General features: G+C 66.7%; 37 protein-coding genes. 15 read left to right on the forward strand and 22 right to left on the reverse strand.

Annotation, left to right across the window (positions count from 1 at the left end; translation table 11 throughout):
• Positions 1–85: 85 nt before the first annotated feature.
• Complete coding sequence (locus GO592_RS44350) at positions 86–259, reverse strand: hypothetical protein (protein WP_237737255.1); 174 nt, start codon at positions 257–259, stop codon at positions 86–88.
• Here GO592_RS44350 and GO592_RS44355 point away from each other — a divergent pair.
• The 3 genes from GO592_RS44355 to GO592_RS12385 all read left to right on the forward strand — a co-directional run bounded on the left by GO592_RS44355 (position 219) and on the right by GO592_RS12385 (position 1,749).
• Complete coding sequence (locus tag GO592_RS44355; protein ID WP_237737238.1) at positions 219–377, forward strand: RGCVC family protein; 159 nt, start codon at positions 219–221, stop codon at positions 375–377. The two genes, GO592_RS44350 and GO592_RS44355, sit on opposite strands and share 41 nt — an antisense overlap.
• 101 nt (positions 378–478) lie before the next feature.
• Positions 479–1,243 (forward strand): haloacid dehalogenase type II, encoded by a 765-nt coding sequence (locus tag GO592_RS12380; RefSeq protein WP_005564579.1) that lies wholly within the window; start codon positions 479–481, stop codon positions 1,241–1,243.
• A 101-nt stretch (positions 1,244–1,344) separates the two neighbouring features.
• Positions 1,345–1,749 (forward strand): hypothetical protein, encoded by a 405-nt coding sequence (locus GO592_RS12385; RefSeq protein WP_144286814.1) that lies wholly within the window; start codon positions 1,345–1,347, stop codon positions 1,747–1,749.
• A 57-nt stretch (positions 1,750–1,806) separates the two neighbouring features.
• Here the strand turns inward: GO592_RS12385 and GO592_RS12390 are convergent, their stop codons facing one another.
• Together GO592_RS12390 and GO592_RS12395 are read right to left on the reverse strand one after the other, a co-directional pair.
• The gene (locus GO592_RS12390) at positions 1,807–2,796 is read right to left on the reverse strand and encodes a glutamate ABC transporter substrate-binding protein (protein WP_202715177.1); all 990 of its coding nucleotides are present in this window, start codon (positions 2,794–2,796) and stop codon (positions 1,807–1,809) included.
• On the reverse strand, positions 2,796–4,157 hold the full coding sequence (locus GO592_RS12395) for a hypothetical protein (protein WP_202715178.1): 1,362 nt from the start codon (positions 4,155–4,157) through the stop codon (positions 2,796–2,798). Before GO592_RS12395 ends, GO592_RS12390 begins: the two co-directional genes overlap by 1 nt.
• Positions 4,158–4,322: 165 nt before the next feature.
• On the opposite strand from GO592_RS12395, the gene GO592_RS12400 reads away from it, so the two are divergent.
• Positions 4,323–5,414, forward strand: a complete 1,092-nt coding sequence (locus GO592_RS12400; protein WP_202715179.1) for an ABC transporter substrate-binding protein — start codon at positions 4,323–4,325, stop codon at positions 5,412–5,414.
• A 21-nt stretch (positions 5,415–5,435) separates the two neighbouring features.
• Here GO592_RS12400 and GO592_RS12405 read toward each other — a convergent pair whose 3' ends face one another.
• Positions 5,436–5,858: a nuclear transport factor 2 family protein gene (locus tag GO592_RS12405; RefSeq protein ID WP_172650761.1), complete on the reverse strand. Its 423-nt coding sequence runs from the start codon at positions 5,856–5,858 to the stop codon at positions 5,436–5,438.
• Between the two features lie 161 nt (positions 5,859–6,019).
• Here GO592_RS12405 and GO592_RS12410 point away from each other — a divergent pair, with 161 nt between their 5' ends.
• Complete coding sequence (locus GO592_RS12410; protein WP_005262736.1) at positions 6,020–6,649, forward strand: class I SAM-dependent methyltransferase; 630 nt, start codon at positions 6,020–6,022, stop codon at positions 6,647–6,649.
• On the opposite strand, the gene GO592_RS12415 is transcribed toward GO592_RS12410, so the two are convergent.
• Positions 6,600–7,346 carry a MerR family transcriptional regulator gene (locus GO592_RS12415; protein ID WP_237737221.1) on the reverse strand — a complete coding sequence of 249 codons (747 nt, stop codon included), beginning with the start codon at positions 7,344–7,346 and terminating at the stop codon, positions 6,600–6,602. The genes GO592_RS12410 and GO592_RS12415 overlap by 50 nt on opposite strands.
• A gap of 87 nt (positions 7,347–7,433) precedes the next feature.
• Between GO592_RS12415 and GO592_RS12420 the strand changes: the two genes are divergently transcribed.
• On the forward strand, positions 7,434–7,904 hold the full coding sequence (locus GO592_RS12420) for a DUF6194 family protein (RefSeq protein WP_172650759.1): 471 nt from the start codon (positions 7,434–7,436) through the stop codon (positions 7,902–7,904).
• A gap of 62 nt (positions 7,905–7,966) precedes the next feature.
• Here GO592_RS12420 and GO592_RS12425 read toward each other — a convergent pair whose 3' ends face one another.
• A complete protein-coding gene (locus GO592_RS12425) occupies positions 7,967–8,308 on the reverse strand; it encodes a hypothetical protein (RefSeq protein WP_202715181.1) in 342 nt (113 codons plus the stop codon).
• 305 nt (positions 8,309–8,613) lie between these two features.
• On the opposite strand from GO592_RS12425, the gene GO592_RS12430 reads away from it, so the two are divergent.
• Positions 8,614–9,345, forward strand: a complete 732-nt coding sequence (locus tag GO592_RS12430; RefSeq protein ID WP_237737222.1) for an alpha/beta fold hydrolase — start codon at positions 8,614–8,616, stop codon at positions 9,343–9,345.
• Between the two features lie 39 nt (positions 9,346–9,384).
• Here GO592_RS12430 and GO592_RS46520 read toward each other — a convergent pair whose 3' ends face one another.
• Positions 9,385–9,906 (reverse strand): hypothetical protein, encoded by a 522-nt coding sequence (locus GO592_RS46520; RefSeq protein ID WP_443218440.1) that lies wholly within the window; start codon positions 9,904–9,906, stop codon positions 9,385–9,387.
• On the opposite strand from GO592_RS46520, the gene GO592_RS44360 reads away from it, so the two are divergent.
• Together GO592_RS44360 and GO592_RS12440 are read left to right on the forward strand one after the other, a co-directional pair.
• Positions 9,802–10,053 (forward strand): hypothetical protein, encoded by a 252-nt coding sequence (locus GO592_RS44360; RefSeq protein ID WP_237737223.1) that lies wholly within the window; start codon positions 9,802–9,804, stop codon positions 10,051–10,053. The genes GO592_RS46520 and GO592_RS44360 overlap by 105 nt on opposite strands.
• 191 nt (positions 10,054–10,244) lie before the next feature.
• Positions 10,245–10,835 (forward strand): class I SAM-dependent methyltransferase, encoded by a 591-nt coding sequence (locus tag GO592_RS12440; protein WP_172650757.1) that lies wholly within the window; start codon positions 10,245–10,247, stop codon positions 10,833–10,835.
• Between the two features lie 52 nt (positions 10,836–10,887).
• Here the strand turns inward: GO592_RS12440 and GO592_RS12445 are convergent, their stop codons facing one another.
• Positions 10,888–11,208 carry a hypothetical protein gene (locus GO592_RS12445; protein WP_005246478.1) on the reverse strand — a complete coding sequence of 107 codons (321 nt, stop codon included), beginning with the start codon at positions 11,206–11,208 and terminating at the stop codon, positions 10,888–10,890.
• Between the two features lie 244 nt (positions 11,209–11,452).
• On the opposite strand from GO592_RS12445, the gene GO592_RS12450 reads away from it, so the two are divergent.
• The 3 genes from GO592_RS12450 (at position 11,453) to GO592_RS12460 (ending at position 13,512) form a co-directional block, all read left to right on the forward strand.
• Entirely contained in the window at positions 11,453–12,163 is a 711-nt protein-coding gene (locus GO592_RS12450; RefSeq protein WP_202715182.1) for an SDR family NAD(P)-dependent oxidoreductase, read from the forward strand.
• Complete coding sequence (locus GO592_RS12455) at positions 12,160–13,218, forward strand: S-adenosylmethionine:tRNA ribosyltransferase-isomerase (RefSeq protein ID WP_172650755.1); 1,059 nt, start codon at positions 12,160–12,162, stop codon at positions 13,216–13,218. Before GO592_RS12450 ends, GO592_RS12455 begins: the two co-directional genes overlap by 4 nt.
• 99 nt (positions 13,219–13,317) lie before the next feature.
• Complete coding sequence (locus GO592_RS12460; RefSeq protein WP_172650754.1) at positions 13,318–13,512, forward strand: CsbD family protein; 195 nt, start codon at positions 13,318–13,320, stop codon at positions 13,510–13,512.
• A 21-nt stretch (positions 13,513–13,533) separates the two neighbouring features.
• Here GO592_RS12460 and GO592_RS12465 read toward each other — a convergent pair whose 3' ends face one another.
• The 11 genes from GO592_RS12465 to GO592_RS12515 form a co-directional block, all read right to left on the reverse strand.
• Positions 13,534–13,866: a gas vesicle protein K gene (locus tag GO592_RS12465; protein WP_005262635.1), complete on the reverse strand. Its 333-nt coding sequence runs from the start codon at positions 13,864–13,866 to the stop codon at positions 13,534–13,536.
• Complete coding sequence (locus GO592_RS12470; protein ID WP_005262634.1) at positions 13,859–14,068, reverse strand: gas vesicle protein; 210 nt, start codon at positions 14,066–14,068, stop codon at positions 13,859–13,861. The genes GO592_RS12465 and GO592_RS12470 overlap by 8 nt, the downstream gene beginning before the upstream one ends.
• A gap of 4 nt (positions 14,069–14,072) precedes the next feature.
• Entirely contained in the window at positions 14,073–14,852 is a 780-nt protein-coding gene (locus GO592_RS12475; RefSeq protein WP_172650753.1) for a GvpL/GvpF family gas vesicle protein, read from the reverse strand.
• Positions 14,839–15,246, reverse strand: coding sequence for a gas vesicle protein (locus GO592_RS12480; RefSeq protein WP_172650752.1), 408 nt, complete (start codon positions 15,244–15,246; stop codon positions 14,839–14,841). The genes GO592_RS12475 and GO592_RS12480 overlap by 14 nt, the downstream gene beginning before the upstream one ends.
• Positions 15,243–15,533, reverse strand: a complete 291-nt coding sequence (locus GO592_RS12485) for a gas vesicle protein GvpO (RefSeq protein WP_172650751.1) — start codon at positions 15,531–15,533, stop codon at positions 15,243–15,245. Before GO592_RS12485 ends, GO592_RS12480 begins: the two co-directional genes overlap by 4 nt.
• A 6-nt stretch (positions 15,534–15,539) precedes the next feature.
• Positions 15,540–15,791: a gas vesicle protein GvpG gene (locus tag GO592_RS12490; RefSeq protein WP_005564558.1), complete on the reverse strand. Its 252-nt coding sequence runs from the start codon at positions 15,789–15,791 to the stop codon at positions 15,540–15,542.
• Positions 15,792–15,794: 3 nt separating this feature from the next.
• On the reverse strand, positions 15,795–16,583 hold the full coding sequence (locus GO592_RS12495) for a GvpL/GvpF family gas vesicle protein (protein WP_005262630.1): 789 nt from the start codon (positions 16,581–16,583) through the stop codon (positions 15,795–15,797).
• Positions 16,583–16,996, reverse strand: coding sequence for a gas vesicle protein GvpJ (gene gvpJ, locus GO592_RS12500; RefSeq protein ID WP_172650750.1), 414 nt, complete (start codon positions 16,994–16,996; stop codon positions 16,583–16,585). Before gvpJ ends, GO592_RS12495 begins: the two co-directional genes overlap by 1 nt.
• A complete protein-coding gene (locus GO592_RS12505; RefSeq protein WP_202715183.1) occupies positions 16,993–18,177 on the reverse strand; it encodes an SRPBCC family protein in 1,185 nt (394 codons plus the stop codon). The genes gvpJ and GO592_RS12505 overlap by 4 nt, the downstream gene beginning before the upstream one ends.
• A gap of 5 nt (positions 18,178–18,182) precedes the next feature.
• Positions 18,183–18,905, reverse strand: a complete 723-nt coding sequence (locus GO592_RS12510; protein WP_007295655.1) for a hypothetical protein — start codon at positions 18,903–18,905, stop codon at positions 18,183–18,185.
• Positions 18,906–19,185: 280 nt separating this feature from the next.
• Positions 19,186–19,515 carry a hypothetical protein gene (locus GO592_RS12515; protein WP_237720332.1) on the reverse strand — a complete coding sequence of 110 codons (330 nt, stop codon included), beginning with the start codon at positions 19,513–19,515 and terminating at the stop codon, positions 19,186–19,188.
• Positions 19,516–20,538: 1,023 nt separating this feature from the next.
• Between GO592_RS12515 and GO592_RS12520 the strand changes: the two genes are divergently transcribed.
• The 3 genes from GO592_RS12520 to GO592_RS12530 all read left to right on the forward strand — a co-directional run bounded on the left by GO592_RS12520 (position 20,539) and on the right by GO592_RS12530 (position 23,493).
• Positions 20,539–21,738, forward strand: coding sequence for a serine hydrolase domain-containing protein (locus GO592_RS12520; RefSeq protein WP_007295651.1), 1,200 nt, complete (start codon positions 20,539–20,541; stop codon positions 21,736–21,738).
• 116 nt (positions 21,739–21,854) lie between these two features.
• Positions 21,855–22,901 carry a sigma-70 family RNA polymerase sigma factor gene (locus tag GO592_RS12525; protein ID WP_007295650.1) on the forward strand — a complete coding sequence of 349 codons (1,047 nt, stop codon included), beginning with the start codon at positions 21,855–21,857 and terminating at the stop codon, positions 22,899–22,901.
• 205 nt (positions 22,902–23,106) lie between these two features.
• Complete coding sequence (locus GO592_RS12530; protein ID WP_005565561.1) at positions 23,107–23,493, forward strand: hypothetical protein; 387 nt, start codon at positions 23,107–23,109, stop codon at positions 23,491–23,493.
• Between the two features lie 11 nt (positions 23,494–23,504).
• Here GO592_RS12530 and GO592_RS12535 read toward each other — a convergent pair whose 3' ends face one another.
• The 3 genes from GO592_RS12535 to GO592_RS12545 all read right to left on the reverse strand — a co-directional run bounded on the left by GO592_RS12535 (position 23,505) and on the right by GO592_RS12545 (position 26,702).
• Complete coding sequence (locus tag GO592_RS12535; protein ID WP_193385468.1) at positions 23,505–24,431, reverse strand: LLM class F420-dependent oxidoreductase; 927 nt, start codon at positions 24,429–24,431, stop codon at positions 23,505–23,507.
• A gap of 412 nt (positions 24,432–24,843) precedes the next feature.
• Positions 24,844–25,161, reverse strand: coding sequence for a chorismate mutase (locus tag GO592_RS12540; RefSeq protein ID WP_037203437.1), 318 nt, complete (start codon positions 25,159–25,161; stop codon positions 24,844–24,846).
• Positions 25,162–25,298: 137 nt separating this feature from the next.
• Positions 25,299–26,702: a phenylacetate--CoA ligase family protein gene (locus tag GO592_RS12545; protein ID WP_007295648.1), complete on the reverse strand. Its 1,404-nt coding sequence runs from the start codon at positions 26,700–26,702 to the stop codon at positions 25,299–25,301.
• Positions 26,703–26,714 lie beyond the last annotated feature (12 nt).

The raw sequence follows: 26,714 nt of genomic DNA on the forward strand, positions 1-26,714 counted from the left end.
ACTCGGCAATCACCCGTGATCGGAGGGTGGTGGGCGGTAGGGGGAGTAGCGTGGTGGGTGTCGAGGGTTATTCGAATATGCGCGGTCATGCCATGTCGTCCTCGGCGCCCACACCGGCCCGCAGTCCAAGGGCCGAGAACTGGAGCGCCGCCATGGCGTCGAACCCGACTGATGTGTCGAATTTACTCGTGTCCGAGTCACCGAGCCCCGTGTCGGCGGTGGAATCGGCGGCGTCGTGCACGGCATGCCCACACAGCACGGATTCCCACGATGCGCTCGGGGTTCGGTTCTGTGCCGTGACCTCGGCGCGAAGCCTCGATCGTAAGTGCATCTGCGCCGGTGAACAGGTGAGTGGACAGCACTACTCCCGGTACTGAATCAGACGCTCGCCCACGGGCGGTCCGTTCGATTCGCCGACGGCGTTGCATGACGGCACTATTCTCATGCCACGTCGTACGTTCGAGTCGAAAGGACGCCCATGGCTCGTGTGCAGTTCCGGTCCCCGTCGACGGGACGCAATGTTCGCGCCGTGTTGTTCGATACCTTTGGCACCGTTGTCGACTGGCGCTCCGGTATCGCCGCCGCTGTCGCGGACTACGCGGCGCGCCATCAGCTCGAGGTGGACGCAGTTGCGTTCGCCGACCGGTGGCGTGCCCGTTACCAGCCCTCCATGGATGCCATCCTTTCCGGCACCCGCGAGTTCGTGACTCTCGATATCTTGCACCGCGAGAACCTCGACTTCGCGCTCCGCGAATCGGGCATCGACCCCTCGGATCACGATGCCGGAGAGCTCGACGAGCTCGCGCGCGCCTGGCATGTGCTCACCCCCTGGCCCGACAGCGTGCCAGGTCTCACGGCACTCAAGGCCGAGTACATCATCGGCCCGCTCTCGAACGGCAATACCTCACTTCTGCTCGACATGGCCAAGAACGCCGGAATCCCGTGGGACGTGATCATCGGCTCCGACATCAACCGAAAATATAAACCTGATCCCCAGGCTTACCTGCAAACGGCGCAGTTTCTCGGTCTTCATCCGGGCGAGGTCATGCTCGCCGCCGCCCACAACGACGACCTCGAAGCCGCGCACGCTGCGGGACTGGCCACTGCGTTCATTCTCCGGCCCGTCGAGCACGGACCGCACCAGACCGACGATCTCGCGCCAACAGGCAGCTGGGACATTTCGGCCACCGACATCACTCATCTCGCAGCGCAGCTCGGTGAGGGATCGACAGGGTTCAGGTGAAGTGGCGAACCTTCGGGTCGCATGCCTCACATCTGTCAGGTAATCCTTGACGCCGCGTTCCGCCTCTGTCAGGCTATACCTGACAGAAATGGGAGGTTGTCATGGAACTTGTCGAACGCGCCGTCAGCGCGGATATCAACGCCGCTGCTCGCGCGGTGATAACGGCGGCGGCCGCCGAAGCGAGCCGTCACGCTGACGAAATCATCGGCACCGGACCGCTGCCCGGTACGGCGGAGTGGGACGCCGAGCAGGGTACGGACATTCCCGAAAAGCGGACCCTGGCCTGGCATCTGCTGAGTCTTCGCATCCAGCTCGCCGCCGGGCTGGACGGCGTCGAAACCGTTCTCGGCCTGCGCTTTCAGGGAGCGACGTGGGCGACCATCGGGAAGGCCGCCGGGATGACCCGTCAATCCGCGCACGAGCGGTGGGGTTCCCGCACGACCGCCCTGCTCGACCCGATGGGGACCGGCCTGCCCAAGACCGTCGCTGACGACGATCCGAGCTGAACCGGGACGTGGTGGAACTCGGGGCGACAGAGGAGGCGCCGCCGTCGGAGGGGCCGGTCAGTCCCGGTACTGCGGGGACGGTGGTCCGGGTGCCGGGCCGAGCGACGACAGCCACCGATCGTAGAGAGCAGTCCAGGTTCCGTCTGTGCGCAGCCGTTCGAGTGTGCCGTTGACGAACCGGACGAGGTCGTCGTGTCCGGGAGCGAGGCCGATGGCGTATCGGGCGGAATCGGTTTCGGGACCGACAATTTCCAGATTCGGATCCTGGGCGACGAGACCGGCGAGGACGGCAGCCCCTGCAACCGCGTCGACCTGTCGCTGCTGGATGGCCATGAGGCAGTCGTCCCAGTCGGGTACCGCAAGGATCGTGGCTTTGGGGGCGATACGCGACAGCGCCGACACCGACGCGGGGTCGTGGTGCGTGCAGACCCGTCGCCGGGCAAGGTCGGCAGGACTGGAGATACCCGACCCGTCCCGCACCACGAGCCGGCGGGATGCCTCGAGATACACCGTGGAGAGCGCCAAGTCCTGGGAACCCTCACAGGGGAGGGCAACCGGACGCACGACCATGTCCGCGTCGCGGCGGGCGAGCATCTCGGCGCCGTCATCGGTTCCGAGCGGCCGGAACTCGACCCTGGTGGGATCGCCGAGTAGATCACGTGCAACCTCCCGCGCGAGGTCGACACCGAATCCGGTGAGGGTGCCGGTAGTCGGGTCGCGGAAGCTGAACAGGTTGGTGTTCTGGTCGACCGCGACGACCACCGTGCCGCGGGCACGGATATCGCCGAGAGTGCCACCGAGGCTGGGATCCCCCGGACGGAGACTGGCCTGTGCTGCACATGCCGACGGCTCCGTGGCCGGCGGCGGCGCCTCGGACGGTGCGATGAGCTGGGCGCCGGCCGACAGGGGGAACTCCGTGAAGTCCCCGGAGAACCTCGGGGTGGGTGCATCGGGCGCGCCGCAACCGGCAATCAGGACAGCTCCGAGCACGAGGCTGCCGAGCAGCCGAGCGGAGCGCGGTCGCCGTTCCGGGTGTCGTCGCACCATCAGTGGTACTCACTCACTCTGGGCTCGATCCCCGCGACGACGGCGAGCGCTGCGGAAACGGCGAGCACGATGCCCCCTACGGCGAGCGCCGCCATCGTGCGGTACGACTCCCGCATCGCGTCGAGTTCCTCGGTGCGCAGAGCCGTGATGGCGTCTTCGAGCGCTTCGTCGAGGGCCCGGAACTGGGCCGTCGATGCCGTCGATCCCGGACCGACCGCAACGTCCGCCGCGCCTTGGTAGTCGCCGTTTGCGAGCTTCTGCTGCAGGTCCCGGTGCGCGCCCCGCCATCCGTCGAACGCGGCGGACGCCCCGCCGATCGTCGGTGCGACGACGGTGTTCCGCGACGCTTCCGAATTCAAAATTTCGGCGAGTGCGTCCGTGTGCCGGGTGTAGTCGCTCCCGGCTGGATCGAAACCCGGACGAAGCAGTCCGAGCGTCTCGTCGGCGCGGGCCTGCTGGGCGAGGATCCTCGCCTTCGTGACCGCCGCGAGGGGCTCCGCGCCGTCGATCCGTGCGCGTTCGCTGGCCGACGTCGACAACAGCCCGGCGACCACGATCCATACGACGAGAGCAGCCAGCAGGACGGTCGCACACGCCAGTCCGGGATTGACCCGGCGGCGGCTTCGATGCGCCACGTACGTGTGCGCGACGGCGAGGACGACGACCCCGGCCGACGCGACCACTATGGCGGTGGCGGGCAACCTGGCAGTGTGGGACTGCGTGTCGGCGACGGCGCGGGCCTGGTCGTTGTAGAGGCGTTCGGCCAAAGGCAGGATGGTGTCCTGCATGAGAGCCGAAGCGGTACCGAGATACGCCACCCCGACCGGATTTCCCGCGGAGTCGTTGGACCGTGCGGTCGCCACCAGGTCCGTGTACACGGCGACGTGCCGCGACATCTCGGTGAGCAGTCGCAGCGATTCGACGTCGCCGGAGGTGACGCCGTACGACGCGGTGACGAGTGCGTTCGACGCGTCGCCGATCGCCTGGTTGTACCGGTCGCGCACCGCCAGCGGCTCGATGGCACCCGCGATGAACGACGACGTCGCTGCCGCGTCGGCGATCGACAACGAACTGAACAGATTCTGCGCGGCGTCCGCGAGCGGTTCGGTGTGGGCGCGAAGGGTTTCCAGGCGCTGCTGCCGCGCGGCCACCACGGCGGACGTCACGAGGCCGGCCGTCAGCGCGACCGCGACGAGGACGACGGCGAGGAGGGAGAGGCGTCCGGGTGTGGACGCAAGGAATTCGCGCCAGGGGCGCCGCCGGACCTCGGGTTCGACGAGCAGGGATTCGTTCAGGAGATGCTCGGCCGGCGAAGTGTCACGATCTCCGCTGGATACGACGCCGCGGTCCTGGTGGAACACCGTCTCCTCCTCATCCCTGCACACAGTGTGCGCCGATCACGGTCGGAAAACACCGAAAGCATCGACGTGCGCGAGTAGCCGGCCTCACCCGCGGGTACCTCCAGACTGGGCACGATCGGACTGGAGATCCGCGGGTCATGAAGACAAGCTCATGAAGACAAGCTCATGAAGACAAGGGTGCGCGCGTTCTGCGTCGCCGCCGCGGTCGCAGCGATGGCGCTCGGGGCCTGCGCGGCCCCTGCGCCACGGGCCGACGACGAAACGGAGAAGGTCTTCTTTTTCTTGCCGAACACGACGACCACCCGATTCGTGGAGCGAGACGAACCCCTATTCACCGACTTCCTGGAGCTGTTCGCGCCGGAGGCGACGGTGACGGTCCGCAACGCCGAGGGTGATCCTGCCCGTCAGCAGAGCCAGGTCGAGTCGGCGATCGCGGACGGCGCGTCCGTGCTCGTGCTGATCTCCGCGGACGCGAGATTTTCGGGTGGCGCCTTGACTGCCGCCGCCGAGGCGAACGTTCCGGTAGTGCTCTACGACCATGACGCGGTCGGTGGACCGGCAGACGTTCAGGTGATCTTCGATCCACTCGAGGTCGGCCGACGGCAGGGGAGCCGCGCCGCGGATCTGATCGCCGCGATGCCCGGCGACGGTGTGAAGATCGCCCGGGTGGAGGGAAACCTCGGTGAATACGGAACCCGTCAATTTCGGCTCGGTCAGGACGAGTATCTGCAGCCACTCGCCGACAGTGGCAAGATCCGCGTGGTCTGCGAGACCGCGATCGACGACTGGGACCCGGCCGAAGGTCAGGCATTCGCGGAGGAATGCCTGACCCGCGAGAACAACGACATCGCGCTGTTCGTCACCATGAACGACGACCTGGGAGGCGGAATCGTCGCGGCACTGGCCGGCCGCGGGCTCGCCGGACGGATCCCGGTCACCGGGGGACAGGACGCCAATCTCGCTGCGCTGCAACTGATCGCGCAGGGAACTCTCGACAACACGATCTTCAAGAATCTGTCCGACCAGGCGAAGGTCGCCGCGCAGCTGACCACATCGATCCTCCAGGGCGAAGGCCCTCCGGAGGAGATGATCAACGGCACGATCGACAACCAGTACATGGCCGTGCCGACGGTGTTCCTGCCCGTGCAGAACATCACGAAGGACAACCTCCAGGTCGTGGTCAACTCCGGCTTCTACACGTGGCAGCAGATCTGTGCGCCGGATCCGGCATCCGCGGTGTGCGGGGAGCACAGCTGAGCCGGGCGGAACTCGGCGAGTTCAGCTCAGAGGCGCGATGACACCGCGGTCGCCGATTTCGGCGCCGACGTCGATCACCCGCCCGGCCAGCAACCAACCCGACGGTCCGCGTCGCCACTCGTCGCGGTACTCACCGAGGCACTCGTACGTCGTGCCGGCACGGTCGCCGAGGCCGACGTGAAACGCCCGGAAATAGGACCGAGTACGCGCCGCGTCACCGTCGACGTCGACGCGGATGTTGCCGAGCAGGTGCTGGGTGGCGCCGCAGACGTCGAGGTGGGAACGGACGCGGGCGACCACGTCGGCCCGCCCGGTCCGCCCGTAGGCCACGACATCTTCGGTGAGCGTCGCCGCGAACCCCGGCCAGTCCTTCGTGTCGAGCAGGACGGCCACGACGTGCAGGCGGTCGGTGATCGGGACGCGGTCGGGAGCGGGCTCGGGCATGGCCCGATCTTCCTCGGAGGGCCGGCCGCGTCGGCCCGGAATCCCGCTGATCGAGACTGTCCGGTGGCGTAACACCGTCGGGCTGCGGGTGGGGTGCGAGGGTTGGGTCGCATACGGTGGCAGTGGCTCGCCGGGCGGGCCGCATCGAGGAGGAATCGGTAATGAGTGCACGTACACCCAAGGAGCGCATCCCCAGCCAGTGGGAGGAGATCACAGCCGCCGATCCCGGGCACTCGACGTGGTACGTCGAGCGGTTCCGGGCGATGGAGGCGCAGGGCAAGGACATCGTGGGAGAGGCGCGCCTGGTCGATGCAATGCTCGGCCGTGGCGGTCGGGTACTCGACGCGGGGTGCGGACTGGGCCGCCTCGGCGGCTATTTGCACGATGCCGGTCATGTCGTGGTGGGGGTCGATGTGGATCCTGTGCTCATCGACGTGGCGAAGGAGGATCACCCCGGTCCGACGTGGCTGGTCGGTGACCTCGCGGAGTTGGATCTGCCGGCCGACGGCATAACAGCCGATTTCGACGTGATCGTCTGTGCCGGCAACGTGATGACTTTCCTTGCGCCGTCGACCCGCGAGTCGGTGCTGGCGGGATTCGCCTCCCATCTCGCCCCGACCGGTCGCGTGGTTGTGGGGTTCGGTGCAGACCGGGGCTACGAGTTCTCACAATTCCTCGCGGACGCTCAGGCCAACGGCCTCACGGCAGATCTGCTGCTGTCGACGTGGGATCTGCGCCCGTTCACCGAGGATTCCGACTTTCTCGTCGCGGTGTTTTCGCGCGCGCACTGACCACCCCTTCCTGGAGCGAGAGGAGCACGGTGAGGGCAGCGGTTGCATCGAGCAAGGCTCGGGAGCGTGCTGTGGTGGCCTGGTCGCGGGCAGCCAGCGCGGCGCCGATGTCACCCGATCCGGAAGTGCGCCCGAGTTGTGCCAAGACCCCGCGGAGAGGTGCGATGCGATAACCGGCCTTTCGCAGCTGATGCACGACGCGAGCGTCGCGGACCTGGGTCGGGGAGTACCGGCGCGCTCCGGTGAATGTGTCCCGGTCCGGGACGACGAGTCCCTCTGTGTCCCAGTGCCGCAACGTGGAGGGGCGGATGCCGAGGGCGACGGCGAGTTCGCTCACGCTCATCCAGTCCGAGGCCTGCACGTCGTCGATCGGTTCGGTCGAGATCACATCGGCGGCCTGCTTCGCCAGGGCCAGTTCGGTTCGTTCCGCGTGGAGTCGGGCGTGTGCTGCATCGAGGAGAGCGACCGTTGTCGCGGCCGGGCACGTGTGCACGCTGCGCATGATCCGTTTGGCTTCGACCGGGCCGGCGCCGATGGCGAGTTCGCGATAGGCGAGCGCGGCCTGCACATGCGCGTCGGTGTAGATGCGGTATCCGGTTGCCGTGCGGGTTGCGGGAGGCAGCACCCCATCGCGTTCGAGGTTGCGCACGTGCTGCACGGAGCACCCGGCACGCCGGGCGACATCGACTGTCCGCAAATGACGCGATTGGAGACTTGGCACCGTATTTCTCCAACGTTTGCTCTTCGAGGTCTCCACAAGCACCTTAATGAAACGCTGGAAGCTATGACCATGGACGACATCATCGACTTCGTCGAAGGCCTCGGCGACGTTCTGACGCTCAGGCCTGCCCCCGGCGACGGTTCGCCGGAGATCAGCTGCGGTGACACCTTCTTCTACTACTCACCGGATCGAATCGTTCCCGACAGGACCCAGCCCTTCGCCACGATCGTCACCAAGAACTACCCCGGCGACGAAAGCTCGGGTCTGGACCGCGCGGGCGCGTTCCGGGTGAACATCCACGCCGGGAAGGAGGCATTCATCGAGGCAACCGGCCACGCACTGCGGGGACAGGGCGTCGCCGACGCCAGTGTGCCCGACACCGTCATCGCGCATCCCGTCTACGGCCCTTTGGGCTGGCTGGCGGTCACCGAGCCTGGCTCTCGCGCCGGCGAAGTCACTCGAGAGTTGCTGCGCGGGGCGCACGCCCTCGCTCGCTCGCGCTACGAGCGACGAGCGGAATCCACCCGACGCTGATACGAGAAAGGCGCGCGGGACCGAGGACGACGAAAACTGGCGTCGTCCTCGGTCACGCGTCGTCACATCTGGTAGATCTGGCTGCTGTTCCATCCGACGAGGAGTTCGTCGAGCGTCATGCTCTGGTCCCTGCGTTCTTGCCGTTGGTCGCGTTGTCGGTCGTGGCGGGGGCCGTCACCGTGGTCATCGCGGTCGCCGGGGATGGTGGGTGCGGCGACTGTCGTGACGGGATGGTCGGCTGCTGTCGCGACGGCGGTGGTGGCTCCGAGAGGGATGACGGCGAGCGCGGCGGCGACCGCGGCCGTGGCGAACCGGTTTCGCAGGCGGATTCGAGGGAGACGAGTCACTGCGCCCGAAGTATTCGCCGCGTGCGACGTCTTTGAGTGGGGAAGTGAGGTGTGCATTTCGTAGTGTCCTGTTCGAATGCGTGGGCCCAACGTCCACAGCTACTCGAATGGTGTCGGCGAAGGCCCGGAACGTTACACCCGACGGTCCAGGAATTTCGTTTCCACAGTGAATCCCTCCCGTTGTGGAGATGTTCTCCATGGATGGATTCCCGAGTCCGTACTACCGTCGCAGTGACCGCAGGCGGGCACCGTGGCGCGTCGGCCGGGACCAGTGGGGGACAGGAGAAGCAGAGCCTTCCATCGAATCTGGCGGGGCTCGAATCGACTACACCGTGCACGGTGACGGCCGATCCTCGTCGAGCGTGGTTTTGCTGGCGGGTTTCACAGCCCCCGCCACGTCGTGGCGGTATCAGATCCCGTCGCTGATCCAGTCAGGTCACCGCGTCATCGCGGTGGATCTGCCGGGCCACGGAACGGCTCCCGCCATGCTGCCCGGCACGACGATGCAGACACGCGCCGTCGTGCACGCCTTCATTGAGCAACTCGACCTGCAGGGTGCAGCAATGATCGGAGGCTCGATGGGCGGAAGCACGATCTGGTCGTACGTCGACACGTACGGCACGGGGCGGCTTCGCGCCGCGGTTGTGGTCGATCAGACTCCGCGGATGCTCAATGCACCGGAGTGGGCGTACGGGTTCTACGGCTACGACCAGGAGAAGGTCGACACATTCTTTGCGGACGGGATTCCCGCGACTGGCCACGGCACCCCGATCTGGAAACGCGGCATGCGGTTGGTCCGCCTGCTTGCCGCGATCGGCCGCGTCGACCGAACCCTGTCGCCACCGGAACTCGCCCTGTTAAACGATCATGCGAAACGCGACTGGCGTTCGACGCTCGGTGCGAGCGATCTTCCCGTGCTCTTCGTTGCCGGTTCCGACAGCGAGTCTTGGCCGTCAGCACACGCCGCAGCGGCCGCAGCATTCGCACCGAATGGATCGTCGACCGTCGTCGCGCGCGCAGGCCACGCGACGAACATGGAACGACCCCATTCGTTCAACAGGGCTGTCGCCGAATTTCTCGATTCCACGTCCTGAGCCCTGAACGGTCGCAAGCGCCGCCGAGGTCGCTACCGGTCAGTCGGCGGACCGCACGACGACCGTGCCGCCGATCCCCGCGGCCTCACGCGCCGCCTCCAACACCGCGATGGTGCCGAGCGCGGTGCGGGCAGGCACCGGTTGCTCGCCGTTGCGGCAACGGCGGTCGTGAATTCCGTGTAGTAGTCCTGATACGCACCCCGTTGCGGCGGGACCGTTTCCGCGCCCTCTGCGGTGTGGAGGACGCCCCACCGTTCCCGTCGTTCGTAACCCCACCCGGCGGGATCGTCGAGGGGCCGCGTCCCCGCGAACAGAGTCTGTGCCTGCACGTCCGCACCGTCCGCCAGATAGGCGCCCAAGCTGCCGAACGCCCGCAGCCGTCGTCCCTCGAGGTGGTTGACCTTGCTCCGGGAGACGCTCGATGCTCGGGGAGACGCTCGAGTAGACACCGCTGCGGTGAGCGATGTTGACGACGAAGCCGGCATCGGTGCGCCCCTCCGGGCGGTCGACATAATCGAGGTGGGCGTCGACCCTCTCTGCCGGACCGAGCAACCACAGCATTTTTTCGACGACGTGTGCGCCGATGTCGCGCAGCAACCCGCCGGTCGTGCCGGCTTCGAGCGTGCCGGCACGTCCAGGTCGAAGTCGATGAGCTCGCCGAGGCTCGAGAACACCGGTACTCCGGGCGGCGGTCTGGGCGACACGTGAGGCGGAGCGGGAACTCACTACCCGGTGCCTGTACAGCAGGAAGTCGCGGTGTCGGGGGTCGAGAACCGCGCAGTGCCATGCCACGATGAGGTGGCACGATCAGTTGCAGGGAGGCGACGACATTGCCGGAGCGATCAGGACCCCACGCCGACGATCCGTTCAGCGGTCGGCAGCCAACCAGTCACGAACGGATGACGGGACGGCCCTGGGATGCGTCATACCACGAGGGGCCTGCGCCGTGGGATGTCGGCCGGCCGCAGCCGGCGATCGTGCGGGTGGCATCCGAAGGTGGATTCGCCGGAGCGGTGCTCGATGCGGGATGCGGGACCGGCGAGAACGCTCTTCACGTCGCCTCGCTGGGATTGCAGGTTCTGGGCGTCGATGTGGCGGAGACGGCACTGGCGATCGCCCGTGAGAAGGCCGATGACCGTCGGATCGAGGTCGAATTCGCGGTGGCCGACGCGTTCCAGTTGGACAGTACGGGGCGCCGGTTCGACACCGTGCTGGACTGCGGACTGTTCCACACGTTCGACGCCGCCGAGCGACCACGCTACGTGGCGAGTCTGGCGTCGGTGACCGAACACGGCGGAACCGTGTATGTGTTGTGCTTCAGCGACGATGGTCCCGATACCGGCCCGCACCCCGTCCGCCGGGACGAGCTGAGAGCGGCGTTCGACCCCAGCGATGGATGGATGGTCGCCGCCGTCGAGCCGGACCGGATCGAGACGAGATTCCACGACGACGGCGCACCGGCCTGGTTCGCGACCATCGAGCGGATCTAGTCGGCGGGTGGGTCGGCCCGGTGAACGGTCGACATTTCGTTCGTGTGTGCCGTCATTCGGCGTTGCCGGTCGGGAAGTAGACCGACCCGTCGCTACCTACGCAGCCGCCCTGGACGGGGCCGGGACCGAAGTACGCGCCGTTGACCTGACCGGCGCCACCGGAGGAATTCGACCCGACTCCGGCTCCCGCGACGCCGACTGCCCCGCAGGTGTAGCTGTTCGAGTCGCCCGGCTCGCTCTCGACCTGAACCTGTGTTCCCGGAGTGTTCGGATCCCCGTGCAGATTCGGTGCCGCGGCCGCGACACCGGGTGCGGCGAAGATGGCGAGTGCGGCGGCCGCCGCGAGCGCCGAGCGCACTGCGAATGTGTTCATGCGATTCACCCTCGATTCGGTGGGCGCCCCGGATTCAGCTCGCCCGGTTCCGGCAGGCCGTCTCCCGCGACGCATTCGTCTTACGGTAGGACCCCAATTATCGTTCGCTCCACCCTGAAATCCCACCCCGGGTGTGCGCCGCGTGAATCGGCCAGGCGGCACATTCCACCCACCGCCCTTGACATGAAGTGGACTTTAGGTTTCACGATGGGTCGCAGATGTCACTGGAGGCAAGGAGTCTGCGATGAACGGCACCAGGACGGCGCTGATCACAGGAGGATCGGCAGGGCTGGGACGGGCGAGCGCACTCGCGCTCGCGGAGCGCGGCTGGGAGGTGATCGTCACCGGGAGGCGGGTCGAACCGCTCGATCGGGTTGCCGCGCGGGCTCACACCATTACCGCCCTCCCCGGTGACGTGACCGATCCGCGGCAGCGCGAGCGCATCGCCGTCGAGATCGTGGCGCGGGGGCGACTGGACCTGTTGCTCAACAACGCCAGCGCGCTCGGACCCAGCCCGATGCCCGCCCTCGCACGGTATCCGGAGGACGCATTGGCGCAGGTCTTCGCGACCGATGTGCTCGCACCGCTGGCCTTGATCGCCGCGCTGATCGCGCATGTGCGGAATGCGGGCGGGACCGTGATCAACATTTCGTCGGATGCCGCGGTCGAGGCGTATGCGGGCTGGGGCGGTTACGGGGCGGCGAAGGCGGCGCTCGACCACGCAACCGCGGTGCTGGCGGTCGAGGAGCCCGGCCTGGCGGTCTACGCCTTCGATCCCGGCGACATGCGCACCGAGATGCATCAGGCGGCGTTCCCCGGCGAGGACATCTCGGATCGGCCCGATCCCGAGACCGTGGTACCAGCGTTGCTGCATTTGCTCGACACGAGCCCACCCAGCGGCCGGTATCGTGCGGCGGACCTCGCGGTCGCAGCGAACACGGTGGTGTCGTCGTGACGCGCGCACGGGTCGCCTCCGCGGCCGAGTTCCGGTTCGTGCTGCCTCAGCGGTTGGAGGCGAGTGGTCCACCGGAGAGCCGGGGGTTGCTGCGCGATTCGGTGCGGCTGCTGGTATCCGATCGGGGCAGGGTGGAACACACCAGATTTCACGAGCTGCCGCGCTTCCTGCAGCCGGGCGACGTGGTGGTGGTGAACGCGTCGTCGACGTTGGCCGCGGCGGTGGACGGGACCGTCGACACGGTAGGACCCGTGGTCGTGCACTTCTCCACCGACCTCGAGGATGGGGACTGGGTGGTCGAGGTGCGAGCGCCGGGACCGGTCTCCGTGGCCCTCGACGCGGTCGCGGCGGGAACACGGATCATTCTGCCGCGCGGCGTTGTTGCGACGCTCGTGGAACCGTGGCCCCTCGGTTCGACCAGGCTGTGGCGGGCCTCGATCGACGGCGTCGCGGACGTAGCCGCGGAACTGCTCGCCACCTCGGGCCGTCCGATCACCTACGCGTACGTCCACGAACGCTGGCCCCTGTCGTCGTACCAGACGATCTTCGGACGCACCCGTGGAAGCGCCGAGATGGCCAGCGCCGCCCGGCCGTTCACCCATCCGATGGTTACCGATCTGGTGACGTCGGGCGTGGTGGTGGCGCCGATCCTGCTGCACACGGGTGTCTCGTCGCCGGAGCGAGGGGAGCCACCGATCCCGGAGCGGTACGAGGTGCCGGAGCAGACGGCGCGCCTGGTCAACGACCGGCGCGCCGCCGGAGGTCGCGTCATCGCGGTCGGCACCACCGTGACGAGGGCCCTCGAGACCCAGGCCACTTCGGACGGCATGTCGCTGGCGGGCGCCGGCTGGACGGACCTGGTACTGAGCGCGGCGAGGCCGACACGGGTGGTGGACGGCCTGATCACGGGCTGGCACGCGCCGGGGGCGTCGCACCTGATGCTGCTCGAATCGGTGGTGGGGGAGGCGGCCGTCCGTCGCGCCTACGACGAGGCGCTGGCACACGGCTACCTCTGGCACGAGTTCGGGGACAGTGCGCTGTTGCTGCGACGGTGACGCCGCGCCCGCGCTTCTCGACAGCGACACCGGGTGCGAGTTGACTGAAGGTGGTGATCTCGGCAAATCAGAAGGGATCGCAGAGAGCAGGACGTCGTCATGAACATGGGAAAGAAGATCCGGCACAAGGTCGAAACCGCCGAAGGCGCCACCAAGAAGGCTGTCGGCAGGGCCACTGGGAACGCCCACCTCGAGGCGGAGGGGAGCAAGGAACAGGCCAAGGGCAACACCAAGCAGGTGGGAGACAAGTTCAAGGACGCGGGCAAGAAGATCAAGAACGCCTTCAAACATTGATCGAACCTCGGTGAGTCCGGACTATTCGTTCGACAGCAGCGGCCCCAGCGGTCCGAGGTCGATGTTCAGGTCCTCGGGCGTGAGATCGAAATGCTCACGCAACTCGGCCATCCGCTCCTCGAGGAGCATGAGTGTCGTGCCGATGCGTTCGATCTGCTCGTCGCTGAGATCGCCGTGTTCGACGCGGCGTATCGCCTGCCGTTCCATCAACTGTCGTAGTAGTTCGACGATCGTCAGGACCAGCGTGACCAGGCCCTTCTCGACGGATTCGGGGTCGGCGTCGATTCGCTGCGGAAGAACCCGGCGACCGATGTCGGTCGGGGCATCCGAATCGACGGGCTCGGACTCAGTCATCGGCGGGGTCCGGCCCGGCCGGGTCGGGGACGAGTGCGCTGACCGATGCGATGAGTGTGCGCAGCGAGATCCGGACCATGTCGACGTCGGCGAGCGACAGGGTGATCTCACCGGTGATGACGACACCACCGCCGAGCACCCGATCGAGCAGGTCGACGAGCGCGATGCGGCGAGTGTCGTCCGCGGGGACCATCTCGCTCATGGGCTCACCCGTCGATCCCGGCGAAGGAGTACGGCGGCCACGGTCCGGTCAGATCCAGTGTGATGCCCGGGCGTTCGGTGTCGAGTGCCGACACGAGCGCAGCGAAGTCGTCGACCCGTTCGTTGTCCACGAGGTAGGTGCCGTTGAAGATCATCCAGGCCCGTTTGCCGGTCAGCACCGGATCGGTGACTTGCCGTCGAAGCCCGTCGACGGCAAGGCCAAGAAGCGCGGAGTGAATCTCGTCCGCGTGGCCGGCCGCCCTGCGTTCCACGTCTTGCTGTGCGCTCAACTCCGCACGACGACGCAGGAGATACGCGGTCCCCTTTCCCCCAGTACCCGTCGCGGAAGGCTCCTCTTTCACGTTCTGCGCCAAAGCCTTCGCGTCTCCGTACGCTTTGACACCCCATTCGCTTCGTCCGGTCACCCGACGCAGCGTTGTGCTGAACTCCTCCTGTCGTTCGTCGAGGAGGAGGCGAACGCGATCGTCGTCGAGGTAGAGGGTCGCCAACCGCAATGGAACGGTGGGACCGTGGCGCAGTACGGCAGCCACCACAGCGTCGTGTGCTCTCGCGGTTGCCGCGAGCCAGTCGAGGTCCTCGAGGTTGCGCTGCAGCGGGTCCTGCCCGAATTCGCTCAGACTCACCGTCCCCACCACCGCGACCAGACCCGCCGACGCCACCGCGCGGACCGGCTCGCCGGCCACTCCGGTGACCCCGGCGAGTTGTGCGTCGCCGATGCTGTCGGTGGTGATGCTGTAGAGCCACACGCCGTCATCCGCGGTCATCGTCTTGCTCCTGACGTTTCGCCTCCACCTCGACCGTTTCGGCGGTCTCCACGGCAGGATGAACAGACCTGTCGGACTCGAGTTCGGCGATCCGCTCCCGCAGCTTCCGGTTCTCGAGTTCGACGTCGCTGTTCCTGCCCGTCAGCCAGGGGTCGTGCTCCCACCAATCGATGCCTACCTCCTTCGCGGTTTCCAGCGAGGCGATCACCAGTCGGACCTTGATGGTCAGCAGTTCGATGTCGAGCAGGTTGACCTGGATGTCTCCGGCGATCACGAGCCCCTTGTCGAGTACCCGCTCGAGGATCTCGCCGAGGTTCGTCGACTGGTGCCCGCCGCCCATTCCGCCGCCCGAACTCTGCGGAAGGTTGCTCGCGCCGCCGCCGGCGATGGTCATGACTGCGCGCTCCCGCTGTCACCGACACCGCGGACGTAGCGGCGGGTTCTGCGGTAGGACAGGAGCTCTCCATCCAGATCCAACACCACCTCGTACATCGCGAGCATGTCCGTCGACGACGGTATTCGCCGGTCCTCGACTACCTCCACCTCCACCGTCCAGCCGTCGTCGGTCGGCATGACCGATGTCGCACCCAGTGGTTTCTTGCCGGTCAACTGCGCAATGTCACGCGTCGCGATCTCGGCGATCTCGGGTGCCGGCAACGGTGGTGGCTCCTCGTCTGCCATCGCCCGTCACTCCTTTTCCGGACCGGTGGGATGTGCTGTTCCGGTCATTCGATCGAGGATGGCCTGCTGTGCCTGCTCTTCCTCCTCGGCGGAGATCTCGCCTGCCGCACGGGCGTCCTCCAGCTCCTCGAGAGCGCGGCGCGCACTCGCGGGATTGTGGAGTTCCTCCTCGACCTGTTGCTGGATCAACTCGGCCAGCGAGATCACCCCACGAACGGGGGCGAGTGGCAGGGTGGCGATGAACGACAGCAGACCCATCGGTCAGCCCTCCGGTTTCTGCGTCACCACGAAGTCGTAGGCGGCGAGCGGTCCGAGCAGGCGCATGTCGACCCGGCCGTCCCACTGCTCGGCCAGTTCTCCCACTGCCTTCTCGAGTTCTTCCTGCCGGGCGACCTCGACGAGGACGGCTACTTGCGCGGCCTCCTCCTCGTGCGTCGGTTCCCGGACGTTGACCGAATCGGACAGCGAGTCGAGTGCCTCGACCACCTTCCGGGTGTCTTCGTCGCGCTTGGCCTCGATGGCGTTGCTCACGATCTCGCCGAGGGCCATCCGGGCGTCGCGGGTGGTCTCCTCGGGCTGATCTCGGATCGTGCCGAGCAGCTTGCTCGCCTGTTCGTTCTCTTCGATTATTTCTCGGAGGATCGCCTCCTCGACGTACCGCCCCTTCACGACGTATTGTGCTCGGCCTTCGAGTTCCTCCAGCGCGGCGGCGAACTCCTCGGCGTGTGCCGCGAGTAACTCCTCCGCGACGGCGTCCTCATCGGTCATGACCGCCCCGAAACGAAGTGGGAGCACCGGTGCCACCCGAGACGTGCCGTCCAGCACGTGTGCATGGGTTCGGAGGTCCTCGGGCTTCCCGAGCGGTCTGTCCACTGAAATTTCGCTCACGAGCGCTGCGATGTCGCCGTGCTTGACGGTGCTGACCGGTCCGTCACACACGCCGACCGCGTCTTCTTCGGCTTCCACATCGGCAGGCACGATTCCGTACACGTAGACACCGCTGGTGCGCGGCTCGTCGGGTGCGTCGGTGCTCTGTTTTGACGTAGACATCACTTGTCCCCTCGAGTGGACTTACGCGAAACGCGTTCGCGCTCAGGTTCTTCCTGCCCTCCGCCGAGGATGTCGCCGAGTTTCTCACCCGCGGACTCGAGTGCGCCCTTGGTTTTCGACTTGGCACCACCCTCGGTGACGTCCCCGACGAGATCCGTCAGGCCCTTCGGCTCGCCACTGCCGATTTCGAGCCGGTTCACGGCCTCCGCGAACCTCAGGTAGGTGTCGACACTGGCGACCACGACGCGTGCGTCGATCGTCAGCAGTTCGATGCCGACCAGCGAGACGCGCACGTAGGCGTCGATGACGAGACCCTTGTCGAGGATGGTGTCGATGACGTCGGCGAGGCTACTCGAGCTGGGACCGCCACCGACTCCGCCGCCACCTCCCCCCGCCGGTTGTATCGCCGTCATCGCCGTGCTCCTTGTCTCGAGCCCGCCGTCTTCGCGGCAGTCTTGCGCGGGCGACCTCGCCGTTTCGGGGCCTGGTCCTCGGCGGCAGCCGCGGTCTTGCGCGGGCGACCTCGGCGTCGCGGCGGCGGTGCTTCCTCGTCCTCGTCCGTTTGCTCGCCGGCGTCCTCGTCGGTTTCCTCGGTGTCGTCTTCGTTGGTTTCCTCAGCCTCGTCGCCTTCGGGCTCCTCGCCTTCAGCCTCCTCGCCTTCGGGCTCTTCACCCTCGCTCTCGTCCGTTTCCTCTTCCTCGAGATCCTCCGATTCCTCCGGCTGCGCCTCGTCCTCCTCCCGCTCGACTACCTGACCGTCCCGGATTTCTCCGCGCCAGCCCTCGACGTCGTCGGGATGGAGGATTGTCTGTGTCATGACATGGCGTGCAAAGTGCTTCAATTCCAGCCGTGCTCGTCGTCCCTGTGCACGCCAGAGGTTTCCCGTCTTCTCGAACAGTCCCTTCGGGTGATACTCGAGGATGAGAACGATGCGGGTGAGATCGGGGGTCACCTCGTGGAACGTCACCGCCCCGTCGATGAAACCTTTGGCGCCCTTCGAGCGCCACACGATCCGCTCGTCGGGAACCTGCTCGAGGATCGTCGCTTCCCAGGTTCGGTGCGACAGGAAGATCTGTGCCTTCCATTCGAGCTTTTCGTCCGATTCCTGTTCGACCCGTTCGACCTTCTTCATGAACGACGGGAAGTCGGCGAATTGGGTCCACTGGTTGTAGGCCAGCTGAACCGGGACTCCGACGTCGATCGTTTCGACGATGTTGGTCAATTTCAGCTTCTTGCCTTTTCCGCTACCGCCACCGCCCCCGCCGGTGACGGCGTCCTTGACGTCGGAGGCTTTGTCCTTGACCATCTGCTTGGCGCCATCCCACCAGCCGCCGCCGGTGTCGGACTTGTCCGGCGACTCGTCGTCATCCGTTTTCTCGGAACCGGTGAGTGCGGCGAGCAGCCCTCCTTCGCCGCCGCTCTCGGCGTAGTCGGTGAGCCGACCGGAGGTGTTCGACACCTTGTCCGAGACCGACGACAGTGCCTTCTCGGCGACCGTGCCGAGCAGCGTCTGTATCGAGTCCTGCAGCACGCTCGACGCGCCGTGCCCGTCACCCGGTACGGCCTCTTGTAGTTTCTTCGCGGCGTTCGTCATCGTGCTCACCGTCCGCCGCGCCGGACGGGCGCAGAATTAGTCGTGGCCTTGGCCCGTGTCTTTCGGACCCTGGTAGGGGCCTCTTCGTCATCCTCGTCGGATTTCGCGCTCCGCGATCTGCTGGTCGGCCGAGAGCTGCCGTTACTGGAAGTCCGTCGACGCGCGGCGGGGCGCTTGCGTGGGGGCGCGGATTCCTCGTCGGCGGCATCTTCCTCGTCTGCGGCATCTTCCTCGTCGGGTTCCTCGTACTCGTCGTCCTCGTCGGCGTACTGTTCGTCCGGCTCTTCCTCGACTTCGGCTTCGTCGTACTCCTCGTCCTCGGACCGGCCGCGTCGCTTGCGACCGAGTTTTCCGAGCCTGCTGAGCTTGCCTACGGAATTGCCGACACCGCTCGCGGTGTCGTCCACGGTGTCGCCTACGTCGCCGACGACTTCTCCGCCGCTTGACAGGAGGCGGTTGTTGAGCGAATTGATGCGTTGGCTTGCGGCGGTGACCGCCGCTGCCTTCGCCGCGCTGACCAGCTCTTCGCGCACCGAGTCGCTGATCTTGGCGAACTCGGGGGAGCTCGCGAGCATCTTCGTACCGCGTTCCAGTAAATCGCGTGGTCCGCCGGGGAAGCGTCCGGTCGCACCCGCGGCCGCGAGCATCAGTGCCATCTTCATTCGGTGTGTACGGCCCAGCATGTATCCCGCGCCGACGGCCAATGCCACCTGACCTTTGGTCTTCATCGTCGAACCCCTTTACCGAGTAGTCACCGGCGCATCGCTCGCCCACTTCGGCAATGTGTCGCAGGACCGTTCTCGGAAATGTCTCGCAAAACCGTGCGCGGTAAGCGGCGCCGCTTGTCGACTACCCCAGCTGCGGGACACTCAACCACCAGCAAGAAATTCGGTTCGGGCAGCTTTCCGCGGCCACGCATCCACGCGGACTGTATCGAGATGGCGAATTGGCGCCGAGAATCGAAAGTTCCTCAGCGTCAACCCTGTTCGCGGTGAAAATTCTGGTCGTTCACGTGGCGGCGGCGCGCACCGCCGCCACCAGCGCCGCGACAATGAGCACCAGCAGGACGACCACGAGCAGTACCGGCGCGAGCAGGGACCCGAGGACCAGGACGAGAACGAGGGCGACCTTGGCCTTGCCGCTCAACCCGGACACGAGCGCTTTGATCGCGGCCCACACAGGACTCTTGCCGGTCAGGGCGGCCCGAATGCCTGCGATTGCGGCGTCGATCCCGGCGTCGCTCTGCGCGATCGTGTCGACGAGCGTGTCCATCCATTCCCGGAACTTCTGCCGAATATTCTGCGTCACCGTCTCGCCGCGTTCTCGCAGTGCGTCCATGAGCCGGTGAACCTGGTTTTTCAGCCATGCGATGACCGCCTCGACCGACCGCGACAACAGTCCGCGTTCGGTATCCTGCGAGATCGGGTCAGACCTGCGCTGACGAGTCGGCGTGGTGGACCGAGGGCGCGCCGTCACGTGGGACCCTGTGTCTCGGGGACGCTTCCGGGTCGTCGGCTTCGTAGTGTCGGAGTCGGCGCGGTCCGTTCGCGACGGTGGGGGTGCCGGCTTCCTTCTCCCGGGGACGCTGTGGCGTGTCGTGGAGGGTGATTTTTCGGCTGCCGGTCGCCTGGGGGGCAACGGTCGTCTTCGTGGCAACCGCCCCGAGGTTGCGCCGGAGGGCGGCGTCGACTTCCTCGAAATCTGGTGTGATCGAACTGGCGCCGCCGTGGCGGTGGCCATCGGCTCGTCGTTGTCCGCGGTCTTGCGGTGAGAGGAAGTGCCTCCACGGTCAGGCCTGGCCGGTGTGCTCCGGCCGCTTGTCCTCACCCGTGCACCCATACACCGCAATTACCCTCGCGACCATTCTTGAAACGGGAGCGGATCTAGTGGGCGCTACAGGTGCGGCGGATCTACCCCTCTCCGACGCCGCGTTCGTCTGAGCGGGTTGTTGCGGGTGACGATGAGCGGGTCGGAGGAGGTGAACCGGTGATCGGGTGTCAGTGCGGTTCCCGCATTCTGTCTCCTCGGGGCCCATCGTGAAGGTGGAGAAGTGTATTTTCTCGCGGGAGATTGTTCCGGTGAAGTCGAAGGAGCGGGCGGGCATCGGGGTTAGGATGCACAAGGAGATCTGCCCAGCTGGTACCGCTCATCGGCGCGGTATCGAACTCTGCCGCAGAGGCGGTGATGCCGGCGATGAGGAATTTCCCGGCGGAGAACGTGCCGAGCCGGACGGCCGGAGGGCGTCGGTGCCGCACACCGAATGCCACCCGCGCCGCTGTGCTCGCGGTGGGCGTTGCCGTTGCGATCGCGGGCTGCTCGACCAGTTCAGAGCCGACGACCTCGCAGACGTCCAACGGTGCATTGCCCGCCGCGACGAGCGCGGCCGCACCGGAGGGGTCGGCGCTGAAACCCATCGATCCGGCTGCATTCCAGGCCGCCGTGAACGCGGCGGCCGAGGAGCTACTCGTGCCCGGCGCGGTGGTGCAGCTCCGCACCCCGCAGGGGACCTTTGGCGCCGTGGTCGGTACGGCCGAACTGGGCGCGCAGACGCCGCCTGACGAACAAACCCATTTCCGGATCGCGTCGAACACCAAGACCATGACTGCGGCGCTGACCGTGCTCCTCGCCCAGGACGGGAAGCTCGAGTTCAGCGACCCGGTGTCCACCTACGTTTCGGATGTGCCCAACGGCGAGAACATCACCGTCGCAGAGCTGTTGACGATGCGCAGTGGGCTGTACAACTACACGAACTCGCCCGAATTCGCGGCCACTCTGGATACCGACCCGGCGAAGGCCTGGACGCCGCAAGAGGTCTTGGATATCGCGTTCCGGCACCCGCCGGAATTCCCGCCGGGCACCTCCTACGAGTACAGCAATACGAACTACGCATTGCTGGGTCTGATCGCCGAGAAGGTCGGCGCGCGCCCATTGGCCGAGCAATTGCGGGATCGATTGTTCGGGCCCCTCGGGTTGCAGCAAACCTCGCTTCCCGCTGCCGACGACGCCGCGACCATCCCGGATCGCTATTCGCACGGCTACATGTACGGCGAATCGTCCTACGCGATGGTCGACGAGGAGTATCCCGCAAACATGCAGGCCGCCGCACGCGCGGGAACGCTCCAACCCCTCGATTACACCAACCAGAATTCCTCCTACGCCACCGCTGCCGGTGGCGCCATCTCCACCGCAGACGACCTGGCCACGTGGATCCGGGCCCTGGTGTCGGGCACTGTCCTGAATCCCGAGTACCAGCAGCAATGGCTCCACAGCCTGCAACCCGAGGATCCGAGCACACCCGACGGGCAGCAATACGGGTACGGCATCAGCTATCAGCGTTTCGGGCCGAACGCCTCGATGTACTACCACGGCGGTGAGCTGCCGGGTTTCAACTCGTTCATCGGCTACGACCCGGACAACGACGTCACGCTGGTGATCTGGACGAACCTGACCTTGTCGCCCGAGGGCAAGACCACGGCGAACGCTTTGCTGCCCACAGTTCTCGACGAGGTCTACGCCGGGATGTCGCTGGCGCCCACACCAGCTCCGACCACCACCAGGTGATGTGGTGCGCTGTGCCACGGTCCGATGCTCGAGATAGACCGAGAGGGCCCGTTTGCCGCTGGCAGGTCTTGCCGGTCGCCGGTGCGACCGCCGGCGGTCGGGCAGAATCGTCCCTTGTGACCGACATGTCCGCACGAACACCCGGCGCGGCAGACGCCGAGGATGCCGACCTGGCCAGGGCGCGCGACGGAGACGATGCCGCGTTCACCCGCCTCGTCGGACCGTTGCGCCGAGAACTGCACGCGCATTGTTACCGCATGCTCGGATCCAGTCACGACGCCGACGACGCTCTGCAGGATGCCTTGTTGCGGGCGTGGCGCGGTTTTGCTCGGTTCGAAGGTCGAAGCACGCTGCGCTCCTGGCTCTACACCGTCGCGACACGCACGTGCCTGGACACCGTCGAATCGCGCGGTAGGCGGGCCCTGCCCGTCGACCTGGGCCCGTCCAGTGATCGTGCCGTCATCGGTGACGTCCCGCTCACGGACGTGGCCTGGCTGGGGCCCTACGCTGACGCGGGTCCGACCGCCGAATCGGCAGGGCCGGCCGCACACTACGAGCAACGCGAGGCTGTCGAATTGGCATTCGTTGCGGCACTGCAACATCTGCCGGGCAATCAGCGGGCGGCCCTGCTTCTCTTCGAAGTCCTGGGTTTCTCCGCCGCCGAGATCGCCGACACCATGAATACGTCGACGGCGTCGGTGAACAGCGCGCTGCAGCGGGCACGGGCGATCGTCGCCGAGAAGATTCCGCCGGTCACGCAGGCGCACACTTTGCGAGAGATCGACGATACGCGTCTGCGTGCCATCGTCGCCGGGTACTCCAGTGCTTTGGAACGCGGTGACGCCGACGCCCTGGTTGCCTTGCTGACGGAGGATGTCACCTGGTCGATGCCACCGATGGCGCACTGGTACCGCGGTCTCGACGCGGTCACCGATTTCGCGGTCCGGGTCCCGCTCACGGGGTGCGGTTCGTGGCGTCACCTCCCGGTCGGTGCGAACGGTCAGCCCGCCGTCGCCTTCTACCTCTGGGACGAAGACGCCGGCACCCACCTGCCCTGGTCGATCACCGTGCTGACCCTGCGCGGCACCAAGATCGCGGACCTCACTTCGTTCCTCGGGCCGGAACACTTCGAGCCGTTCGGGCTGCCCGAATCGCTGCCCTGAACCCTTGCTCGGCGACGTGCTGTGTGCCACGGGCGGCACCACGACGGCACACTCATCTTTTACCGAGACCTCGAGCCGAACATTTCAGCCCTGCCGGCGGACAATCGCCGGGGTAGTCTTCCGATGCCGCGGTTTCGCCACCGATGATGCAGCCGCAGGTTACAGTCAGAACCGGTTTTTCCTTCTTCAGCAGGGTGGGATCGCGATGAACTTGATCAAGAAATCGGCAGCGTCGGTCCTCGTCGCAGCGACGGTGACACTGGGGGCGGGTACGGCCCACGCCGACCCGGTCCTACCGAACACGGGAACGCCGGCCCTGGCGATCCCCGGCAGGCACGAGGTCGACAAGCAGAAGGCCCTCGAGAACATGCTCAACGAGCTCGGCGTCGGCTGGGCCAACGGGGGAGCGGCCGGGACGGCGATCGGCGCGCTCATCGGTCTCGGCGTCGGGTGTGTCTCGATGTTTCCCGGCAGTCTCGCCGGTTGCATCGTCGGCACGCCGATCGGGGCGATCACCGGCGCGATCGTCGGTATCGGGCAGGGCAACCCCAGGGCGCAGCAGGCCATTCAGGAATACATCAACACCCCGTGAGTCGTTGTCCGTCAGCTCTGTTCGCGGAGTTGACGGATCACGGGCGCGAACACCTCCAGATACGGTTCGTGGACGGTGATGTACGAGAAACCGTAGCGCTCCCGATGGCGTCGGAGCTGCTCGGCCATCTCCTCCACGGTCCCCACGAGGACAAACGGGGTGCCGAGGACGTCGTCGACTGACATCGTCCCACCGAGCCGGTCCGCGATCTCGCTAGCCGCGGCCCGGCGGTCATCCGTCTCGACGACCATCTGGACCAGTAGATGCCACTCGATGTCTTCAGCTCTCGCGTCGGCGTGTGTCCGCACGAACCGAATTCGCTCGGCGGTCTCGTTCGCGGTAGCGAGGCGGAAGGTGCCCGGGGGTCGGCCCGGAATCTGAAGTGCCCCCGCGACGCCGACGATGTCGGCGTGGGCCGCCGCGACCCGCAGCACCCGGTCGCCGGTGCCGCCGATGATCAGTGGTGGGCCCGAGCCGCCGAATCCGCGCCGCTGCAACGGTCGTGGCAGGGCGCGGCCCTCGGGTAACTCGTCGAGATCCGCGGTGAAGAAGGTGCGCAGGCCGTCGACCATCTCCGACAACTGTTCGACCCGTCCGCCGAGGGCTTTCCATTCGATACCAGCTGCGTCGAACTCCCACTTCATGTGTCCGGCACCGAGTCCGATGTCGAGCCTTCCGTCGGTGAGGACGTCCGTCGTCGCGATCTCGCGGGCGAGGAGGGCCGCATTCCAGAACGGTGCGTTGAGCACCAGGGTTCCGACACGCAAGCGGGTGGCATCGGCGACGGCCACCAGCAGCGGAAACGGGGCCGGGGCGCCGAGATGGTCCGCGGCGAACACGGTGTCGTAGCCGGCGCTCTCGCCGAGTCGGCATCGGTCGAGAAGGGCGTCGCGGGACTCGAAGCCGAAGACGTTGAACGAGAATCGGAAATCACGCATGGTCTTCACGATGCACCCCCAGCGGCTCGGCTGGTGACCGAATGCGGTGAGGAAATCCAAGGACCGCATGGCGACGGAAGTAGGCCTTGCTCGCGGTGGGCGCACGGCGCAGTCGGCCGGGGTGGGAGAGGCATCGACCGCCTGCTGGTGGTCGAGGGCGGCACCGAACGCACTGAAGTCGCCTCGCCGCTGGGCGTCGCGGATCTGTTCGAATGCCGCCTTCAGTTCGACAGCCGCGGTCGCATCCGCCGTCGGAGGATCCGGGATGGTGACATCGGTTGGGGGCGCTTTCGGTGTCGCGGCCGATCTGGCGCACCCGGATTGTGCTGGACAGGCGAACAGTGCCCAGCGTCACGACGACTGCTGGGCACTGCTCTCGTGCTCGGTATCGACCGAGGTGAAAGTGGGTGGGCTACCGAGTTCGGTACGTCGAAGAGAAGGGTGGCCGCGCCAGCCGGAGCAATTCCAGGGCCAGCAGTGAGCCGCGGGGACCCAACTCGTCCTGATACCGGCGGATCACGTCCGTCTCGCCGCCGAGCGCGACCATCGGTGCACCGGACTCGACCCGGGTTCGGGCCGCGAGCTGTGCGAGAGCGAGACGGCGATTGACCGCATCCAGGATCTCCGCATCGAGGCGGGCGATCTCGGCGTGAACGCGACTCAAATCTGTGGCGGCAGGTGATGCGCCCCCAGCGTTCTCGGCGACCGCCCCGCAATCAGTGTCCGTCATCATTGCTCCTCGACTGGGTGACCGTGTACGACCATCCTCGAACGGGAGTGGCCGTGAAGACAGACACCCTTGGGTGCAGATCGTCGACCCCTGGCCGACTCGACCGCCCGAGTGGGTACCGCGGTTGCACCTCGGGTCTATCTCAGTGCGATGAACCGCTGCAATTTCCCGCTCGCCTGATGACGCTGCAGATGGTCGACGACCGCGATCCGGACCTGCGGATCGGCCACACCTTGCCGACGCAACGCCGCGGCGACAGCCGGCGCCAGCGCGGCGACGTCCGGGTCGCCGACCGCGAAGATCTCCGCTCCGTCGACCGTCTGTCTGACCTGATACTCCGAAATACGCGGATCTGCGCCGAGGACGTAACGAAAAGTGCTCGCCGGCACGATCGTCGTTCCGTACCGGAAGTCGTCGTCGCGCCGCCCACCGATGTCGGCGACGCGCGCGAACGCGCTTCCGCACGCGCACCGATCGGGCAGCAACGTGACCTGGTCTCCGAGGTCGTACCGGATGAAGGGAAACGTGCGGTTGGCCAGACCCGTGGCCAGCGTTCGCGCGGCGGGCGCATCGGCTGCGACCGGAGCACCACTGTCATCGACACGCTCGAGCACAACCTCGTCTTCGCACACGTGCAGGCCCTCGCCGTATCCGCATCCCACGGCCTGCACGCCGATCTCGGTCGACCCCCAGAGGTTGTGGATCGGCACCGACCAGGCGTCGCGGATGGCCTGCCGGTCCTCAATCAGCAGGGGTTCGGAGTTCGTGCTCACCCGCACGGGACTGATCTTCAGGTCACCCGCCACTGCCGCTCGGGCAAGTCGTCCGATCTCCGTCGCATAGCCCACCAGATGCGTGGGCCGGGCAGCGGCCACGGCGGCGACGACCTCGTCGAACGGTGCGCCCACCGGGATCACGACGGTCTCCATCCCCGGTGCGGTCGGCACGTCGAACAGAGGGGTGCTCGCATGCGGGGGGACACCGGCCGCCAGCACGGCCAGCCGTGCAGGAGACCGCACCGACGACGCCCGCCGTTCCTCGCGCGCCTGTACCCGCCAGGCAAGGCACGCCGCCGAAACGTAGAACTGCCAATCCCAGACGTAGACGCCGCGGACACCACTCGACCCACCCGAGCTGAAGATCTGCTCGTCGCCCGACGTGTACGAAAACCATTGTTGCTCGGACAGAATCCGTTCGGCGCGTTCGCGGTCGAGGTCGCGAACCGTGACGACCGCATCCCACTCGTCCTGGGCGTCCCGCTTCGTCATCATCGGCAGCGACGCCAGGTCGGCGACCGAGGCCGAGGACGGATCGAGACCGCGAAGTCTCCGGGCATGAAATGGCGACCGCTCGCGTGCGTGCGCGAGGAGGGCCCGCAGCCGCTCGGTACGGTAGCGCTCGATCTGATCTCTCGACCAATCCAGGCGTCCCATGTGATCCTCGAGTGCGGCCTGAACCGCGTTGACCTGGCCGGCACGCACACGCGCGTACGCCGTGTGCTCCGCGTCTTCCGAAGCACCTCCGGGAACCGATCGGGACATGACGCCTCCGCA

This window comes from Rhodococcus sp. 21391, assembly GCF_016772255.1.
Lineage (GTDB): Bacteria > Actinomycetota > Actinomycetes > Mycobacteriales > Mycobacteriaceae > Rhodococcus_F > Rhodococcus_F opacus.